At 53.3% G+C, this 17,283-nt stretch carries 14 protein-coding genes and 1 pseudogene; 1 reads left to right on the top strand and 14 read right to left on the bottom strand.

All coding sequences use genetic code 11. The features are described from left to right. Positions 1 to 5 precede the first annotated feature (5 nt). Positions 6 to 2,162, top strand: a complete 2,157-nt coding sequence (locus AAE514_RS13710) for a TonB-dependent siderophore receptor (RefSeq protein WP_347332120.1) — start codon at positions 6 to 8, stop codon at positions 2,160 to 2,162. A gap of 375 nt (positions 2,163 to 2,537) precedes the next feature. Here AAE514_RS13710 and AAE514_RS13705 read toward each other — a convergent pair whose 3' ends face one another. The 14 genes and pseudogenes from AAE514_RS13705 to AAE514_RS13645 form a co-directional block, all read right to left on the bottom strand. Beyond that, positions 2,538 to 2,840: a helix-turn-helix domain-containing protein gene (locus tag AAE514_RS13705; RefSeq protein ID WP_347332119.1), complete on the bottom strand. Its 303-nt coding sequence runs from the start codon at positions 2,838 to 2,840 to the stop codon at positions 2,538 to 2,540. Next, the gene (locus AAE514_RS13700; protein WP_347332118.1) at positions 2,833 to 3,147 is read right to left on the bottom strand and encodes a transcriptional regulator; all 315 of its coding nucleotides are present in this window, start codon (positions 3,145 to 3,147) and stop codon (positions 2,833 to 2,835) included. Before AAE514_RS13700 ends, AAE514_RS13705 begins: the two co-directional genes overlap by 8 nt. A gap of 135 nt (positions 3,148 to 3,282) precedes the next feature. Then, the gene (locus tag AAE514_RS13695; RefSeq protein WP_347332117.1) at positions 3,283 to 4,545 is read right to left on the bottom strand and encodes an exonuclease domain-containing protein; all 1,263 of its coding nucleotides are present in this window, start codon (positions 4,543 to 4,545) and stop codon (positions 3,283 to 3,285) included. Between the two features lie 23 nt (positions 4,546 to 4,568). Then, the gene (locus tag AAE514_RS13690; RefSeq protein ID WP_347332116.1) at positions 4,569 to 6,737 is read right to left on the bottom strand and encodes a DEAD/DEAH box helicase; all 2,169 of its coding nucleotides are present in this window, start codon (positions 6,735 to 6,737) and stop codon (positions 4,569 to 4,571) included. 10 nt (positions 6,738 to 6,747) lie between these two features. Next, the gene (locus AAE514_RS13685; protein ID WP_347332115.1) at positions 6,748 to 9,627 is read right to left on the bottom strand and encodes a BREX system ATP-binding domain-containing protein; all 2,880 of its coding nucleotides are present in this window, start codon (positions 9,625 to 9,627) and stop codon (positions 6,748 to 6,750) included. A 62-nt stretch (positions 9,628 to 9,689) separates the two neighbouring features. Continuing rightward, positions 9,690 to 9,917, bottom strand: coding sequence for a hypothetical protein (locus AAE514_RS13680; protein WP_347332114.1), 228 nt, complete (start codon positions 9,915 to 9,917; stop codon positions 9,690 to 9,692). A gap of 482 nt (positions 9,918 to 10,399) precedes the next feature. Beyond that, complete coding sequence (locus AAE514_RS13675; protein ID WP_347332113.1) at positions 10,400 to 10,681, bottom strand: hypothetical protein; 282 nt, start codon at positions 10,679 to 10,681, stop codon at positions 10,400 to 10,402. A 60-nt stretch (positions 10,682 to 10,741) separates the two neighbouring features. Then, positions 10,742 to 11,071: a hypothetical protein gene (locus tag AAE514_RS13670; protein ID WP_347332112.1), complete on the bottom strand. Its 330-nt coding sequence runs from the start codon at positions 11,069 to 11,071 to the stop codon at positions 10,742 to 10,744. A 1,268-nt stretch (positions 11,072 to 12,339) separates the two neighbouring features. Continuing rightward, positions 12,340 to 13,035 carry a DUF4145 domain-containing protein gene (locus AAE514_RS13665; RefSeq protein ID WP_347332111.1) on the bottom strand — a complete coding sequence of 232 codons (696 nt, stop codon included), beginning with the start codon at positions 13,033 to 13,035 and terminating at the stop codon, positions 12,340 to 12,342. Positions 13,036 to 13,070: 35 nt separating this feature from the next. Further along, positions 13,071 to 14,672 carry a GmrSD restriction endonuclease domain-containing protein gene (locus AAE514_RS13660; RefSeq protein WP_347332110.1) on the bottom strand — a complete coding sequence of 534 codons (1,602 nt, stop codon included), beginning with the start codon at positions 14,670 to 14,672 and terminating at the stop codon, positions 13,071 to 13,073. Positions 14,673 to 14,911: 239 nt separating this feature from the next. Further along, positions 14,912 to 15,232, bottom strand: coding sequence for a group II intron maturase-specific domain-containing protein (locus AAE514_RS18610; protein WP_430623904.1), 321 nt, complete (start codon positions 15,230 to 15,232; stop codon positions 14,912 to 14,914). A 474-nt stretch (positions 15,233 to 15,706) separates the two neighbouring features. Further along, positions 15,707 to 15,985 (bottom strand): hypothetical protein, encoded by a 279-nt coding sequence (locus AAE514_RS13655; RefSeq protein ID WP_347332109.1) that lies wholly within the window; start codon positions 15,983 to 15,985, stop codon positions 15,707 to 15,709. 22 nt (positions 15,986 to 16,007) lie between these two features. Next, positions 16,008 to 16,456 (bottom strand): annotated as a pseudogene (locus AAE514_RS18605) (DUF6228 family protein). A gap of 99 nt (positions 16,457 to 16,555) precedes the next feature. Beyond that, positions 16,556 to 17,089, bottom strand: coding sequence for a hypothetical protein (locus AAE514_RS13645; RefSeq protein WP_347332107.1), 534 nt, complete (start codon positions 17,087 to 17,089; stop codon positions 16,556 to 16,558). Between the last annotated feature and the right edge of the window lie 194 nt (positions 17,090 to 17,283).

The raw sequence follows: 17,283 nt of genomic DNA, 5'->3' as shown, positions 1-17,283 counted from the left end.
CTTTCGTGTCAAATACCCGTCCTTCCCTGCTCGCCCTAGCCATCACCGCCTCGACAGCGGCTTCCGGGGCGCTCGCTCAAGAGCCGGCAGCGGCCATTGAGGAAATGCACGTTACCGGTCAAATGTCTCGCTACTCGGCGCTTAAGTCCGACACCCCTATTATGGAAACCGCCCGTTCCGTTTCCATTGAAAGCGAGTTCGATATCATCGAGAAAGGGGCACTGGCCCTGGATGACACTTTTACCTACTCTTCCGGGGTAACCGGGAAGACCTACGGCTATGCCACACGGGGCGATTGGCTCAAAGTCCGGGGGCTGAACGTCCCTCTCTATCAGGACAGCCTGCAATCCCTTTTCGGCAACTACAACAACACCCGTCCGGATGTGTACACACTGGAGCAGGTGGAGATTCTCAAGGGCCCCGCGTCGGTCCTCTACGGCCAGGGCTCGCCCGGTGGCATCGTCAATATCGTCTCCAAGTTGCCCAAGGCCGATGCGGCGCACGAGGTCGTGGCGGAGTTGGGTAACTTCGAGCGCAAGCAACTGGCCTTCGACAGTACCGGCCGGGTCGGTGGCAGTGACGAATGGCTCTACCGCGTGGTGGGCGTGCACCGGGACTCAAACACTCAGGTGGACTTCGTGGAAGACAATACCACTGTAATTGCTCCCTCGGTCACCTGGCGCCCCAACGCCAGCACCGACCTGACACTGCTGGTCAACCACACGAAAACCGAAAGCGACACCGGCGCCCAGTTCCTGCCACGGTACGGCACCCTCGACCCCGCACCCAACGGTGAGTTTATCGAGAACAGCACCTATACCGGCGAGCCGGACTACAACCGCTACGATACGGAAACCACGTCGGTCACCTTCCTGGCGAACCATCAGATCAACAACATCTGGAGCCTGGAAGTCACCTCCCGCTACAGCGATGCCCAGGCCGACTACCAGCAGGCGTGGACGGCGTTTATCGGGGGCGATCGCTACGTGTACAACGACGATGACAGTCTCTATAAGGACGGGCTGCTCCCGAGAACCTTTTACCGCAATGATGCCACCTCCGAGCAGCTCGCCATCGACACGCGCCTTCGTGCGCAGTTCTCCACCGGCGCGCTCTACCATGAAGTGCTAATCGGTGCCCAGTATCAGGATGTCACCCTCGGCGAAGCGGGCTACTATAAGGGCGCTTTGGGCTACGTCGTCGATGAAGAGACCAAGCGGGGAGGCCCTGACGATAATTTTGGCGATGCCTACTGGCTCAATGTATTCGACCCGGTGTATGGCAAGGTGCCCCCGGCCGACTACCTCAACAGCCTATACAGCGAGAGCCCGGAGAACACCACTGAGGACTTGGGGCTCTACATCAATGACCAAATCAGCGTCGGCAACTGGCGCGTGACCGCGGGGCTTCGTGTCGATGATACCGAGACCGACACCGGGGCCGCGCGCCAACAGGACGATGCGGTCAGCGGCGCACTGGGTGTGCTCTACCAATTCGACAACGGCCTGTCGCCCTACGCGAGCTACGCCGAATCCTTCGAGCCGGTTATCGGCAATGACGGTCGCGGCGAGGGCGAGGGCGAGGGCGAGGGCGACCCACTCGACCCCGAGGAAGGCGAGCAGCTGGAAGTGGGTGTGAAGTACCAACCCAATACCCTGCCGGCGATGGTGACCCTGGCCTACTTTGACATCACCCAAAGCAACTTGAAGGACCCAGCATCACCCGTGGGTGAGTACTGGCAACAAGGGGAAGCGACCGTGGATGGCGTGGAACTGGAAGCGGTGGCCACGCTGGGTGACTTTTCCGTGGAGCTTAATGCCAGCCGTCTGAACACCGAATCCGCCGGTGGCAATCGCCTGGCAAGCGTTCCCGAAAGCCAAGCTTCCACCTGGATTACCTGGCGCCCCGCCGGCTCCCAAGGCTTTAAGTTAGGTGGCGGCCTGCGTTATATGGGCGAGAGCTGGGGCGGAGCGGACAGTGTTCGCACGCCCTCCTACACCCTGGGCGACCTGATGATTGGCTACCAGGCCGGTCAGTGGGACTTCACGGTGAACGCCCGCAATCTGGCCGACAAGGAATTCCAGGCCACCTGTCTCGCCCGTGGTGACTGCTTCCCCGGGGAAGCGCGCACCTTGGTCGGGCGCGTTCGCTACCAGTTCTAAGAGCGTCGCTCCACCGTGGTGGAGGCGCCCCCTTTTGCGGGCGCCTCTGCCCGCCAGGGTTTACCCTCGCAGCGATCATAATTGGCACAGCTGGGCAAACATCCCCGGCAAGGCAGGCGAGGTGACGCTGTGGCTTGGGTGTTCTTGGGGTCTTGGGACATGGGCGCTCCGGCTCGTTAAAGGGCGTTTACATCTCTGAGTACGAAGCGCACCTCAAACTGGACCATTGCTGAATGAATGGCGTCTTATGGAGGAGGACAGCCACGTGACAACGATCCGTGAATGGATGGCAATAACCGGCTGGCTCGACTCCAGCGTGAGCCCCGAAGGAGCTATTTGATGTATAGCGATTTCTGTCGCGGTTCAAACTTGACACTAACCTGCCTCTTTCAAGGACTCTGTAATGACTTCAGGGTGCCTAAAAGCAATTTGGATGAGGGCTTGGGCGGCACCTGAAGGCTTTCGACGCCCTTGCTCCCACTCCTGAAGAGTGCGAGGAGATATATGCAGCGCTTGCGCAAACTGTGATTGGGAAAGCCCAGTTTTAATACGAGCCGCCGCTACTTCATTGGGCGAAACCTCCGTTGTCCGCGCTGCTTTTCCAGACTTCATTTCATTCACGGACTGTAGAAGCTTTTTGCCTAGCTCTTCCCCGGTCATGGTATGTTGTTTAGCCATTTTCAATTACCTCTCGGATTGATTTCAGCAAGTGAGCTGGGATATTACCGCGAACACTCTTTGCATAAATCACCAGCAACCACAATTCACCGCTTTCTAGACGAGTGAAGTAAATAATTCGTACACCGCCACTTTTGCCAGTGCCTTGCCGACGCCAACGCACCTTCCGACAGCCACCGCTGCCAGGAATGACATCGCCCGCCTCAGGGTTTGCAGCCAGCCAAGCGCAAAATGCGCCCCGGTCTTCCTCAGACCACAGCTTTTTGGCGTCTTCCGTAAAGGTGGGGGTTTCTATAACGGTGTACATAAGCCAAATCTACGTCATTGACGTATAGTCGTCAAGGGCGCCGAGCCAGGCTAACGCCTTGAGTAAGGCGTCGGTGCGCAGCGGATACGAAGCAAACGGGCCCGCAGAGAATCTAACAGTTCATGGGGTGCGATGTTACGCGCCACCTGCAGGACCTTTTCGCTCCAGGCGCTCAATCATTCGCCGGAAACGCTGTTCGCTGACGACTCGAACACCAAGCTTACGGGCCTTAAGCGATTTGCTTGAGCCGGTCTCGCCGAAAGGCACCACCAGGTAATCCGTCTTACCGGATACCGTGCCGGTTACGTTCAGGACCGCTTTGGCGGCGCGCTTCTTCCATTCCGCACGTGGCACGGACATTTCACCCGTAAAGACAACCCGCGCCCCTGGTTTGAGCCGATAGTCCTCATTGGTGAGGTCCAGACCAATCGGGTTCTCGCGGGCTTCGGTCACCTCGTCCGGGCTCAGTTGCAGGGCATTGCCCACCAGCTCCAGGTCGTACTGCTCATGGGCAGATATCGAACCACTACGCCACATGCTCCCAGAAAGTCCCCTAAGGAAGGTTCGATGTACCTCGTGCACTTGATCCCGGCTCAGTCCCAGCTCGGATCGCAACTCCGCCAGCGCATGCTGTTGCTCAGCGGAAATCTCGCGGTCCTCCAGTACCCACTCCACTGCCGCCAGATAGCGTGACTCAGCAGTCTCCCGATCCAGCGAAAAGCTTTCCACCACCGGGACGCTTTCGTCCCCAGGCTGGGGTGTTTCACCTGCCGGCACGTTTGCCCCACTATCACGTAGTGGCAGGATCGGCCGCTGGATCGGCTGATGCTCTATCACCTCTAAGTGAGGCCACCGCCCTATCGACTGCAGGTGGGCTTCCACTTCTCGCTGTACTGAATCCGCCGGAAAGCCGATCAAGGCGCGGGCCAGCTCAGCCGTTGCTCGGGCATCGGCCAGAGCATGGTGCGCGCCCTCCATGCGAATACTGAGCGCTTGGCAACAAGCATCCAACCCGTAAGGCCGAAAACCCGACGCCCGAGCCATGTTCGCCGTACAGATCTGTGGCAATGTCGGCAAAGGTATGTTCAGGCGAGCAAATTCTGCCGCCAACATCCCCAAATCATAGCTGGCGTTATGGGCGATCACCGCCCGCCCGGTCAGAAGACTCAGGACATGCCCGGCAAAATCAGAGAACCTCGGCACGCCCACTACATCCCGTGGATATATCTGATGCACCCGCACCGCAAGGCCGTGCCCTGTATCCCGCTCCGGGTTAATCAGTGAGCACCACTCCCACTCCTGCTCACCGCGCTCATTCAGCCCGATAATGGCCAGCTCGATGATCCGGTCCGTTTTGGGACTGAGGCCCGTTGTCTCTGTGTCGATGACAGCGTACATGGCAATGTGGCTCCTTCTGTGGCCTAAATCCGCCTGGCAAGAAACGCCTGCAGGCCCGGAAGATCCGTGTTCTGGTCAACGAGCGCGGCACGCGTGAATTCATCCGGTAGCATGGGTTTGAAAGGCGAGAAGAAGAAGGGTTTCTGCGTCCGATTAAGCACATCCATGCAATGATCCATGTCCCTGTCCTCGGCTAGCCTCTCAAAGGTTTCGCGCAACATCTGCCGAAATTCATCGGGATCATCCGGGCCCTTTTTGATCTCAAGCCCCGCATAGTTGCCGGAAACCACCGTCCCCTGACTTTCAATGAGTTTGCCGAGTGTCCGGTTCAGGGTATCGCCAGCAAAGGTCCGCAGAATAGCTCTGCCTCCTCCGCTGATATGACATTCAATGGCCTCCGGCGACCAACCTCCGCCCGGTGGGCTCTCGTGACACAGAGTTTCCATGCGCCGCCGGGCAGATTCATCCAAAAAGTCGGGTAATGACCGGTAACCGTAGAGAAACTCTCCCACGCGTTGGCTGGTCTCCAAAGGCACATCCGGGCCACCGAAAGACTCCCAGTGGGGCACTGTGCCGTCCTTAGCTCGTGACGCCTTGATGACATGGTGTTCAAGATCCACGTCCCAGGCCTTCCACAACCGTCCGGCGAGAATAAAGTAAAAGGGAACCTCGAGGCTTTCCACAAAGCTGGTATCGAGCGTCCCGACTTGGGTACGCCCCTCTAAGACTTCGTAGAGCGGGGCCGTGCTGAACACCGCAAACAGGTTTCTCCAGCTGCCTGTCAGATAGCGCTTTTCGGCCGCCAAGCCAGGCACAAGTACACCGTCCGCTTCCCGCAGATAGTCTTCTTGCTGCATGTGGGCAATCAGCCGATCATACTCGGCCCGCTCAATTCCAGAGAATGCATACCCACCGGAGAGGATCTCCCATGCCTTGTTTGCGGAGACTCCGTGATACTGCAGGGAGACACAGAGCACCTGGTGGGCCAATAGGTGGAATGCCCGGCGGCGCAGACGCAGTGACTCTGAATCGTGCTCTACCCCCAGCGATACCGTCGCGGTCAGTAAAAGCAGCTCGTCTTCATCCTGAGTCAGGCCCCGGAAATGTCTGGGCTTGCCGGGTCGGCGTCCGGTACGCCCAACGCGCTGCAAAAAGGCGCTGGGGCTGGCCAGAGCGCCAAGCTGGATGATCCGGTCCAGCTCGCCGATGTCGATGCCGAGCTCAAGGGTCGAGGTACTGATAATAGCCTCGATGCCTTGTTCTCCGGCCTGTTGAATTTGGCTTTCCGCTTCCTCGCGAAAGAACTTGCTGATATTTGAGTGGTGGGTGCGAACTTTGATGCGGTCACCGCTGAATTGCTGAACGGCCTTGGCAATGTCCTCCGCTTTGGAGCGGGACCGAACGAAAGTGATGCCCCGGTTCCCCTTTAGCTCGCCCACCAGTGAGCGGAGTAATCGCATGGCGGCGCGATCTGCAATGGGTGTCGAGTCTGTGTCCTCACGGGCATCGAAATACTGGACCTGAAAATCGTTCTTTTGCTTGTGGGTGGTCGCCACCTGAATTCGGCGCGCCGGCTTTCGATGTCCGGTGAGCCAGCGACACATGGCATCAGGATTGCCAATCGTCGCACTGAGCGCGATCCGCTGTAAACTTCGTCCTACACCGCCCTCAAGACGGTCCAAAAGCGCAATCAAGTGACCGCCCCGGTCTCCGCCGGCAAAGTTGTGAGCTTCGTCGATAATAACCGTATCCAGTGCATGAAAGAAGCGATGCCAGCCGGGCTTGCGCAGCAGAATGGCTTCAATGGACTCCGGTGTCGTCAGCAAAAGCTGGGGTGGTGCCTTGAGGCTCTCCACCTTTTTCGACTGGCTGACATCCCCATGCCACTTGAAGGCATGCAAGGCGCAACACGTTGCGTAATCTTCCCCCCGGGTCTCAAGATTATTGAGCAATGCCCGCAACGGAGCGATGTAGAGCACCTGCACGGAATCAGATGGGTTCTCGGCGGCGCGGGTCAGGGTGGGGAACAGAACAGCCTCGGTTTTACCTCCAGCCGTTGGAGCCTCCAGTACACAGCTATCTCCCGCCAGGATTGGATCCATGGCCGCTTCCTGAATGGGCCGCAGGCCCGGCCAGCCCTGCTCCTTGATCCAGCGTTGCAGTCCCGGGTGAAGTCGTTCCAATCGGCTCATGGCCGGCCTCCTAGTTGGCTACCAGCCTCATCAGCTCTTCATTGGCCTGGGGGTCCTGCTGCGGATCGGCAAAGCACTCCTGTGGGGCAATCTGAGGATTCTCTTCGCAAATATCGAGCACATGGACAAGTTGTCTCAGGAAGGGGCGCGGTAGCCGGTCGATACATTCACCACCAAAATCCGTCCACCGGCTCACCAGTGCCCGCAAGTCTTCGTCATTGAAGCGCTCATCCGCCGGCCAGTTATAGGCCCGGGCGTGGATACTGCGGGCACGTCCGGCAAGCTCAAGCAATCGTTCTTCGTTAAGCCCTTCCAGGTAAATGACAGGCTGGCGAACGCTCTGGAAGTTTTCGGTTAACTCCGGTGCGCAGACCCGGTGATACAGCGCTTCGTAGCTGGCCAGACCATAGCGTCGGTCATCGAAGAATGTATCGGTTCCGGTTGACACGAGCAGACAGCGAGGCAAACGATTCTCGCCCACCTCATCAATCAGTGCCCGCAGGGTTTCATAGGATTTATCCCGGGTGCCTTTGTGCGGCCGTCGCCGAACCAGTTCCAATTCATCGATCAGGATTACCAGGCCGCGAAGATGCGTTGCCTCAATAATCTCCAGCAGGGCTCGGAGCCTTGGCAACACCTGGTCCGACTCCAGATTGCCCTTCACACCAATCTGCTTTAATGCCGCATTTGGCAGGCTTCGGTCGCCGCGCAACCACGCCCGGGCGTGCATGGCTTTTTCTTCGTCCCCCACCAGTCGCGCCTCGTAGAAGGCGCCGAGAGCCGGGGCGAAGCCCGGGTCGTGGGACGCAAGCTGGGAGAGCTGGTCCTGGATTCGTTTGCGTACCCGCTCGATCAATTGCTTACGATCCGACGGCCGGCGAGAAGATAAGCCCTCCACCTGTTCGGTGCGTTGCTGCATGGTCAGAAGCCAGGCTTCGAGAACGTCCGACAAACTGCTGGCGCCGCGCTTTTCCGGCACACGCAGGCCGTCCATCAAACCCTGGTAAAACTCCGACAGATCCGCCAAGGACATTTCGGCACTAACGCGGACCGTAGCCACGGCAAACCCGGCATTCAGAGCCGCATCCCGCAACCAGGCCATCATGAAAGACTTCCCGGACCCGTAAGCACCGCGTATAAACTTGAATGCGCTGCGCCCAGTGGCAATATGCTCAAGCTGATCCAGCATGTGCATGCGCGCCTCCTCCTGGCCCACAAACATCATATCCAGATGCCGTTCTGGAACTACGCCCTGGCGCAAGGCATCCACAATATCACGGGCTGCCCACCGATCCAGCTGATGCTGGTCACCGTCCGGGTCATCGACCCACTCATAGATATTGGCGGCGCCGGTGCTCCGAATACGAATTGGCGCCCGAGCCTCGTCGGAAAGCTTACGCAGCATATCCGCCATATGAGCCTTGGGCAGCATCCAGCCCAAGCCGTGCCGCAAAGCCAGGCGCTCCACATCTCGCTCATTGAGCGAACGCGCCTCCCGCGCCAGGGATAGCATGACCTGTTCGTCTTCGCCCAAGGCTGGGTAAAGACGTTGAATAGAGTCCAGGCCCGGCACCTCCGGTGCCGACCCGGACTCCTCCTCTCCGGGTTCGGGCCCGGCTTGTTCGAGGGCTTGGGAATCCTCCACCGCCGCTGTCGGCGCCACTGATTCTTCAACCAGCTCCGCCGGCTTTCCGGTGGGTTCACCGCACAAGCGCTCAATAAGATCATCCTTTAGGCCGGACACTGCCAGCCCAAGCTTGCGACACACACGAGATAGATCCCGGCGGCGAAGTTGCCCGAACAAGGTGCTTTCCGCATACCGGCTATCCACAAGGCGCTGGACGCGCTCGTTCTTTGACCCGGAACGGGGCAGTCTCAGAGAAGCCAGGATCTCGTAAAGTTGGTTACCGGAAAAGCGAGAGAGCAAATCGAACAACTGATTGGGGCTGAGTTGCCGGGGCGGCTCCTGCGCAATCTTCTCAGCCTCCTCGGCTTCGTCCTTCTCTTCAGACGGCTTGGGGTTATCGAAGGCAGCAATTACCTGTGAGATGAGTTCCGCCTTCGGGAGCGATACCTTGAGGTCGCAATCCCGGGCCAGCGCCTTCAGACCGGATATCCCCATTTGCCCCAGGGCGGCGCTGGGCGACACCAGACCAGCTACCGTGCGCTCTACGCGCTCTTCTTTCGAGCCGCTCAGCGGAAGTCCGCTGACATTCAGAATATCGCGAAGCTGCCGGCCGGTGAGCTCCATCAGCAAACGCCGGTAGTCGGCGTCATGCAATTCCATCCCCCAATAGCGCCGAACCTGAATCCGCACCTCATCAGGCAGGATATAATGATCTCCAGTGGCCAGCACCAATCCACGACCCAGCAAGTAATTCCTCGCGAGTTCATAGGCCCGGCCCGATTCCCAGAGTGGCCTCACATCCGGGTGGTGCTCCATGAGAAGATGCTCTCGCATACTCATGTCCAGTGCCTCCCGAAGCGCCTCGAGCATCCGCCCCTCGCTTTCATCAATCCGCTCTTCAGCTTCCCAGGCCGCACACAACATGCGCCGGTATATCTCGTAGCCCTTATTATCCGGCAGCCCTTCGCCCGAGCCGATCCATTCGGTGATTTCATCCGTGCGCGCCAAAACCCGCTCCCGGAAGCCGACCGCCTCCAGCGTTCGATCCGGTGATTCCATAAGCAGCTTCAGGATAGCGTAGGTGGGTGGGCGGGACTCTGCCAATACGTCGGCGATATAGGCAAAAGAGCTAAGCGCGGTGGCAATCTCCTGCTCAAGGACCTGTCGAGGTAAGCGGACATTAGCGATTTCATCAAGCTTGTCCCTTGCCAGCTGGTCCAGCCCTGTCTCTGGATATTGCGCTAGAATATCGCCCAGTTTCATTGCTCTCTCCATCAATCCGAATTATAAAAATCGCCAAGAACCACTATGCCACTACACTTGGCTTAAATGAACAGTTCATGCTCCTCGGTGCCCTCAGGCATCAACACCAGCTCACCAGCCAGCGGATTCAGAATATACTCACAGCTTATGCCATGTGATTCCAATTCTTCTCGATATACATCATCGTAGTACCCTAGGGCATAGAGCTCAGCCATCGCCACCGACTCCTCGACACCATACCTTGCAACATAGCGCGAAACATAGTCTTTATGGGGACCGTCTTTGCTCAACAGCCATTTCCTTGCGTCGCGCTTTCGAGACTCCGCCTTCATTCTCTTTTTGTCACTTTTTCCTGTCGGCACAATTTCCTCGATTATTTAACGCCACATATAGGGTAGCTCCAGAGTACCGAGGAACGAGCGAAGCGTAAGCCGTCCCAGCCACTCAGTGGCGATATGATATGTTTGTTAGCTGCTGATTCCAGGCGCAGCCCACCATGTTGGTTGTAAGGCGATGAACACTGTTAGAGCAAAAAAAATTAACCAGTAAATAATGGACAACCTTCTATTCTTAGAAAATAGATAAGACACCCACCACAAAAATGCGCTACCTAATGCCGCCGCGTAATATACCAGTACGCTGTACACCCCAATACCTTCCCCAGAAAATATGAAGCGTTTGGATACTAAAACTACAAATAGCCATACGCTGAACATAAGGGTAATAGATACAATATACAGGGTAAGCGAAACCTTTTTTTTGGAGATTTTCATCACCTCAACCCCAACTTGTAAAGGGATTCTGCTAGCTCCTTACGCCGTTTGTCACCAACATCACCTTCTTTAGCGTAGTAAAAATGGCCCTTAGATCTTTGCATCTGCATGAACAGCTGAGCTGAACTCATGATAACCTGTGATGATTTCATACCCGCATAAATTGGGTCGCCATGCTCATCGAGAGCAAGTATGATGACGTTCTTAACAGTTTTCATTCCCTTTATTACTTTCAGAAAGTTCTCGCTGAGAGGACTGCCAATCAAAACAAGATGGTCCACGATTGATCCCTTTTTTGCATACTTAACTGCCAGTTGCGCTGCAATCAATGAGCCATAGGATTACCCAATAAGGTTGAACTGCTTTTTTGAGTTTGGGTGTACTCGGAGTAACATGGGAAATCTTGGATCATAATTCCGACCAAAAAGCACCCCAATTGCAGCATCCATATTTTGCCCTCCTGACCATTTTTCACGATCAAGGTGGATGGCGCTTTTTATGCCTTCTTGATGGAGTGCGTGAATTAGTTTTGGGATATATATTCCATTAAGGCCAGCCCCACCCAAAAAGTAAGTTCCTTTAATGTGCTCGCCTGGCTGAACGCAACACCTTCCTGTCAAAGGACCAATTTTCGCGACTTGGTTTGTCTCCGTTATCTCTGCTACTTGCACCTTTCTCTCCTTTGTGAAAAAGCTAACGTCCAGGTCAACCGCCGCCGCAGACGGTCGGTTGCAGTTGCTTGTCTAGGTATTTAAGACCCACATCAAGAAACACGATATACCGAAACTGACTGGGACTATGTATTTGAAAACTATAGACCTGATACTGGACATGGCCGATTCATACATCAGCTCCGGGTCTCCATCTGCCTCTTCCTCAAACGATCTGCGCGCATCGGGAATAGCGTGCAAGAATAAGTTGGTGACAAAGATGGCTATTCCGAATGAGGGTGCGATCAAAGGGAGTAAACCCCAACCAAAGTCGGCCGCCAAGCTCTCGTTAGAGAAGAAAAATATCTGTATCCAGCGATAGCTCAACATTAAGAGTCGAAAAAGGATGGCTACAGAACCAAATAACAATAGCCCCTTGAACAGGTGCCACGGCGATTTCCTCGTAGAGCGCCTCGCCCGCCACCCTGGACGAACCCTGTCCATGACTCGGGGTACTATTTTCGTTATAAGCCCTACAGGAACCATAAATCGACCTTACCTAACGCCGCCATCACGCGCAGCTTTTTAGTGGAGGCGAAGCCGCAACGAAAAAGCTGTCGCCGTACTTTACATTGCTACCCATTATACTACACTCTACTCGCGTTTAATTAGCGATGTGAAGGCCCACGAAATCAGGCAACCAACAACAAACACTACTATAGCAATGGGAACGCTACCGAAGTAGACCCAGGAAAGAATGGCTGCCATCAATGCCACATAGTATGCAATTTGCTCGATGATTGCAGACAGTACCGGCATCAACTTTGATGATCTCCTTTTGTTTGATTCGCTCACTTACACAACTCTTTAATATCAACATTCTCAGGCCTTGAGCAAAACTCAGATATTGGCACCGGCGCTGGGAAAAGTTGGCTCATTGCCGAAAATTTCGGCTAAGGCTTATTCTGCATTGTCCGAAATTCTTTCTTCCTTTTCAGAAAGACGAACTTCCAAATTATAGTTGATTTTTGGTGTGAATCGGTGCCAGCTCGTCTCATTACCCACTGCATAGCTCTGGATGAACCTGTCAATTTCTTCGGCATCTAAAGACTGTAGATTCTCGATCAAAATCTGAGAGTCATTCTTGTCCGGCACATCCAATGATAATGTGTTCGTATAACCCCCTTAATTATCCTGGTTAACGCCACGGCTTTAGGGCGGACTTGTAGCCGCGCAGCGGCGGAAAGGCCGTCCCAGCCCCGAAGGGGCGATAACAGCCGATTGTTATTTCATTTTATTTTTCGAGCCAAGTGAGGAAGTATATATACACCTTTCAGAAGATGCTCTACCACATCAAAAGCCAAAACTAAGGTCAACTTTTGATTTGGTTTAACTTCATGCGCTGACTCGTTTCCGAGAACTCTAAGTTTATGAAGAATATCAGCACCATCTTGCGTTAAAACCCCTTGATTCACAAGATCACTTATTTTTTCATAAAGTTTATTTCCGTTGGCACTTTTGTCATTGCATATTGTTTCAATAAAAGCCCTAATTCCAACGCCTACGAGAACCGCCAGGTTGGAGTTTAGCGCCCTTAGCGTTTCCGAGTAAATTCGCTCTACGGAATCTGGAAGGAGGTGGACTTGGTCAAGCTCCTCTCTGCTATCTTCATCGTCAGGAAAGTAGCTGAAGGTCACCGCGTAATCTTCCTCATAGCCATGAGGCCCTTGTATGTGCATCACTTCTTCAGAGTTGGTGTGCTCAAGGAAAAACTGGACGGATAGGCACCCTTGACATTGAATTATTCTATAGTTGTTGGTCCATCCATATATAAAGGTATCGTCAGTTTCCTCTGTACCACTTAGCTTGAAATCTGACAGTACCAAATGCCTTGTTTTTCGTCTACAAAGGCTACATGGATGATTACCCTCATCCCCTTCAGAATCGCCCTTTAATACTTCAATTTTGGGATCTATCTTTAGCATAAAGCCTCGCAGCATTGCCTGACATAACAGTATTATTATATGCTAGAGCCATTGGCTAACCTATTAATTGCGTTCACTAGAAGCTCTGATCTTGCTTCTAAGAAATCCGCATAATCTAAATTCGAATAATCCGTCGCGCTTGGCGATGGAAGAAAATTCGATTCGAATACAGCTTCGGCACTTTCTCCAAGCGCTTCGGCAAGTCTGGGTAGATACTCATTTGGGTGATCATCGCTGACCGCGATATTCTCTGATGCGGCCAACATACAAAAGTTCGCTAAGCTATTATGCTCTCCTGGCGCCTTTATTCGCTTCAAGTGTGCCCTCGGGTAAATGTGGTGAAATTGCTTCCTATTATAATTGGATAGAGCCAACTCAGGATCAATTAAGGCGCCATTGGTTATATTTTTAGGGGATTTGAGCGCCAAGACGATGATCAAGGCTCTTGATCTCGAGTTGTTACTTCTAAAGCTCAGGTTCTTAAAGGTGCTAATAGAAGGAACACTTCCAAAGGATTTTTTTGGTTCTTCTCCATTTACCACAAATGAGTCTATTGCTTCGAGATCTTGAGATACAAAAGATTCGGATGCTCCTCTATACCTCTCGGAAAATGAGCTCAACCAGAACCACTGACGTACCCTTCTGACATCTTCGAAGCTCAACGTTTTTCTTTTTGAGTAAATATATGAGAGAATGACTGCAATTGCTTCGTAAGGTAAAAAATCCCAGCTATATATTTTGAAATCGGTTTTCAATAAATCTACAGTTTTTAGCAAAGCTGATTTTGCGATTTCCACCAAATCATCCATCTCCTTTTTAGATAAGTTTCTCAGAGACAGAACCTGCTCTTTTTTTATACCCTTATGTTTAATTGCTGATAAACACTTTAGAACCGTGTTTCCATCAATATCGTCGAAGCCCTTTGGCTTCAACGAGACAGCGATTTTTTGGGCTTCGTCATTTAGATCGAAATTTTCAGTCCAGGTTGCAGCAACCATTAAGTCATATGTGGACAGCCTAGTACCAGAGCTGTTTATTCTTTCAAATATTGGACACACTTCCTCTACTGTCAACTCTTTCAATGTAACAACTGGTATTCTGTAATTCGTTATTACATCAATAAGCCCATCAAGTCGCTCTTGGAGCTCTTCGGCGTTCGGATAGCTGACCAAACCAGATCGAAAATTCAATAGCTTGGTTGTGTTGTATATAATTCTCAGTGGAAATTGTGTTTGACTAAATTCTTCCGGTGCCTCCAAGAAACATTGTTCATTCAAATCGTAAACTGCATCAAATCCATCTTTTCCCTCAGGAGCCCCTAAGGCCGAATATATGACAGTTAGCCTTTGCTGCCCATCAAGCACGTAGTCTGTAGGGGACATATCATCTGTTGCCGGAAGCTTAAAATATCCAATATTTCTTTCCACTGCTAAAGAGTTTTTCGTTCTCCACAATAACAAGCTGCCAACAGGGTAGTTACTTGATATAGAGTCAAGTAACTTTAAAGCTTGCTCCTCCTTCCATACAAACTGTCTTTGAAACTGTGGAACCTTAATTTGCCCTGAGTTTATATCGGCGATGAGATCTTTCAGGAAAGGGGTTCCTGTCTCTAACCTGCTTGCTATGTTTGCTGACATGCTAATCCTTATTCTCTTATTTCTGTGATGCTGGCTGCATAGTCATGGTAGAGCGGCCAGTTATCTGAGCCGCCCCCACACAGATCCGGACGTGCGGAACTACCGCATCCGGCTCTTCAGTTATATCGTTGCTCGTGTAACGCACAAGCCCTCAGTACCAGTCGACCGCCAAGTGCCTTTTGGTGACTCGAAGCGGTCCGACTTGGTAATACCTTAGCATATCCTTGAAGCTCCGCCAGTTAAAGCTGCGTCGCTGACTGCGCCTTTTTCAGCCACTTGTACAACATCGCAATCACGACGTCATACACTCGGCTGACGCTGCGGCTGTTGTCCGGCAACCCGAAGTAGTTCCTAAAGCCCGTTAGTTTTCGTCTCAGCGCCGGAACAAAACGGTTGAACCGCTTCTGGCGGCTCTGCTTGATCCAGTCACAGAGCGACTTGAGAAGGTTCTTGTGTCGGCTGCTCGATACTGCTTTTGTTGAAGCAAACCACCCAAACGGTCGATATGACTCATCAAGCGTGGGCTGGATCTCACAAGTTCCTGGAACCTCTCTTGACACATGCCACGGTTTGATAACTCCGCTGACTCGCCACAACCTTGCCAGTGCGGTTGCTTTGCATGGACTTCGACGGCGTTACAAGCCTCGTCAATCAGGACACTTTATTGTCGGAGCGATACCAACGCTTTAGGATCACGTAATCCCTATGGCCTATGTCATTCTCTGTCGCCTACAGGGATGTAGGCGCTAGAGCGACGCAGGAGCCAAAGCCGCCTACGCTTCACTCTGGTTGTTCGGCTGCTCGTGGGAGGGACGCCCCTCGCACAGGAAAGTGTATGCGATCCACAGCCTCCGCGCAGCGCGCAAGACTCGATACGGGTGGTTGGCTAGACCTTGCCCGACAGGGACTTTCACCCTGCAAGATTGCTCCAAGCTTTGCTTGTCGCACTAACGTCGTCCACACCGGCGCGAGCTTGCGAGCGTCCGACAGCCTAAGGCTGTGTAGTACTGCGCTTTGTGAATGGTTTCAGGCATTTACACCCAAGCTCCGAACGCCAGAATGAGGATGCCAAGAAAAAACAATAAAGCGCGCACCGGCCATAATTTTCCTGGCTCTAGTGAAAAACCCCATGACTCCATTTCCATTTTTTGTCCTGCTATAAACGGAGCAACGAACCAATACGTAAACGGTATAGCAATAATAAGTGCTGCTATCGTTCTCTCTGAAAAGAGATCAGAAAATATAATGCGGCACACCATCACTAAACTTACCAGCAGGACAACGATTAGCCATAATTTTCTATGATCACTCACAACTGATACCATTAACGCCCCGCTAGTGTGCGCCGCGTGCGGCGTTACTATTTAGCGCCTTGTTTGAAGCTGGATAGAAGAAAAGCTTAGCATCTTTAGAGATTCTCTCTAGATTTCCCGCTTCAATTATCATCGATACTTTAGATTGCCACATTGGAGTGGAGCGGGACGAGTGCAGTGTAACAGTTAAAGAAACGTGCCCCTACTATCTGTTACCGCCCTCAGGTCACGCTCCCCCTCTAGTGAGGCCCAAGCTTTCTCACCGCTCCAGCCCTTCCACGACTGGGCAAGGGCCGAAAAGAAATCAGGTGGGTGCGTGCCATATGGGAGATTTACCACTCCAAGGGTTGCTTTAAGGCCATTGGCATCCAGCGTGACGGAATATTCTATAACCCAACCATCGTCGCTCACCTTTGGCGAGTGAAATTGAGCAGAAAGGCCCTCTTCAGCCTTGATCGCGAAGCTTTCCATCTAAAGCTATCCTGTATAGCTGCTAACGCTGGCGCTCAGCCGCGCCTGAAAGCGGAAGCGAGGAACGAGCGCGCTGTAAAGCGTCGGCTGCAGCGGTTTTTAGGGCGTCCGCACGAGAACCCAAGGAGTACTGTCATTGCGGAAGACCAACAGCGCTGGGCCAGCGCGAGGAATCCGTAAGTCCGCGACCGGCTCTCGGCCGTTCGATGGATTAGTAATTTCATCAATGACATGCCTGTAGTGCTCCAGGTGTGATCCAAACTCCGCCTCGTCGATAGAAAAACGCTGCACTCCGTTCGGATATAGGTCCGAGAGCTGTTTTCCTAACAACATGGCCTGAAACTGTAGCGTAGCTGTTAGTTCGAGAATTTTTTCCTTACTTCGAAGAAAATGCAGGTCGTCTTCGAGCTTTTTCGTTTTTGTCTCGGCAACCTCCAGGCTAGCTCTCAGGGGTTCCACCTCAGAAGATCTTAGATGCGCTTCCCACTTCAACCCAAGAGCAAATGTACCTGCCACCAGAGTTCCGAAAAGCGATAGAATCGCCAGAACTTGCTTCGGAGTAAGGGCGTGAAGAAGCTCTATGAGCGTCAATACTTCGACATCAACTTTCTGTTTCCCGTTCGAATTTTCCATACTCCTTACCTCCGGTCTCGCGCTCTAACGCCCGCCATAAGCGGCCGAGTGAAACGAGGTCCGGCGCACAAAGTGCGCGAACTTAATGGCTTTGTTGAACGAAGCCGCTCCGCGGCAAAGTCAAAATTCGTGAGCTGAGATAATTCCCCTACGTGCTTATACCGAGCACGACAACTAGAGGAATTATCTCATGC

It is taken from the genome of Marinimicrobium locisalis (assembly GCF_039822625.1).
Classification (GTDB): Bacteria; Pseudomonadota; Gammaproteobacteria; order Pseudomonadales; family Cellvibrionaceae; genus Marinimicrobium; species Marinimicrobium locisalis.
This window is presented reverse-complemented; position numbering and strand designations above follow the sequence as displayed.

Coding starts and splice junctions, on each gene's coding strand:
- AAE514_RS13705 (WP_347332119.1), bottom strand. CDS start 2,840: ATGGCTAAACAACATACCATGACCGGGGAAGAGCTAGGCAAAAAGCTT.
- AAE514_RS13700 (WP_347332118.1), bottom strand. CDS start 3,147: ATGTACACCGTTATAGAAACCCCCACCTTTACGGAAGACGCCAAAAAG.
- AAE514_RS13695 (WP_347332117.1), bottom strand. CDS start 4,545: ATGTACGCTGTCATCGACACAGAGACAACGGGCCTCAGTCCCAAAACG.
- AAE514_RS13690 (WP_347332116.1), bottom strand. CDS start 6,737: ATGAGCCGATTGGAACGACTTCACCCGGGACTGCAACGCTGGATCAAG.
- AAE514_RS13685 (WP_347332115.1), bottom strand. CDS start 9,627: ATGAAACTGGGCGATATTCTAGCGCAATATCCAGAGACAGGGCTGGAC.
- AAE514_RS13665 (WP_347332111.1), bottom strand. CDS start 13,035: ATGCTAAAGATAGATCCCAAAATTGAAGTATTAAAGGGCGATTCTGAA.
- AAE514_RS13660 (WP_347332110.1), bottom strand. CDS start 14,672: ATGTCAGCAAACATAGCAAGCAGGTTAGAGACAGGAACCCCTTTCCTG.
- AAE514_RS13645 (WP_347332107.1), bottom strand. CDS start 17,089: ATGGAAAATTCGAACGGGAAACAGAAAGTTGATGTCGAAGTATTGACG.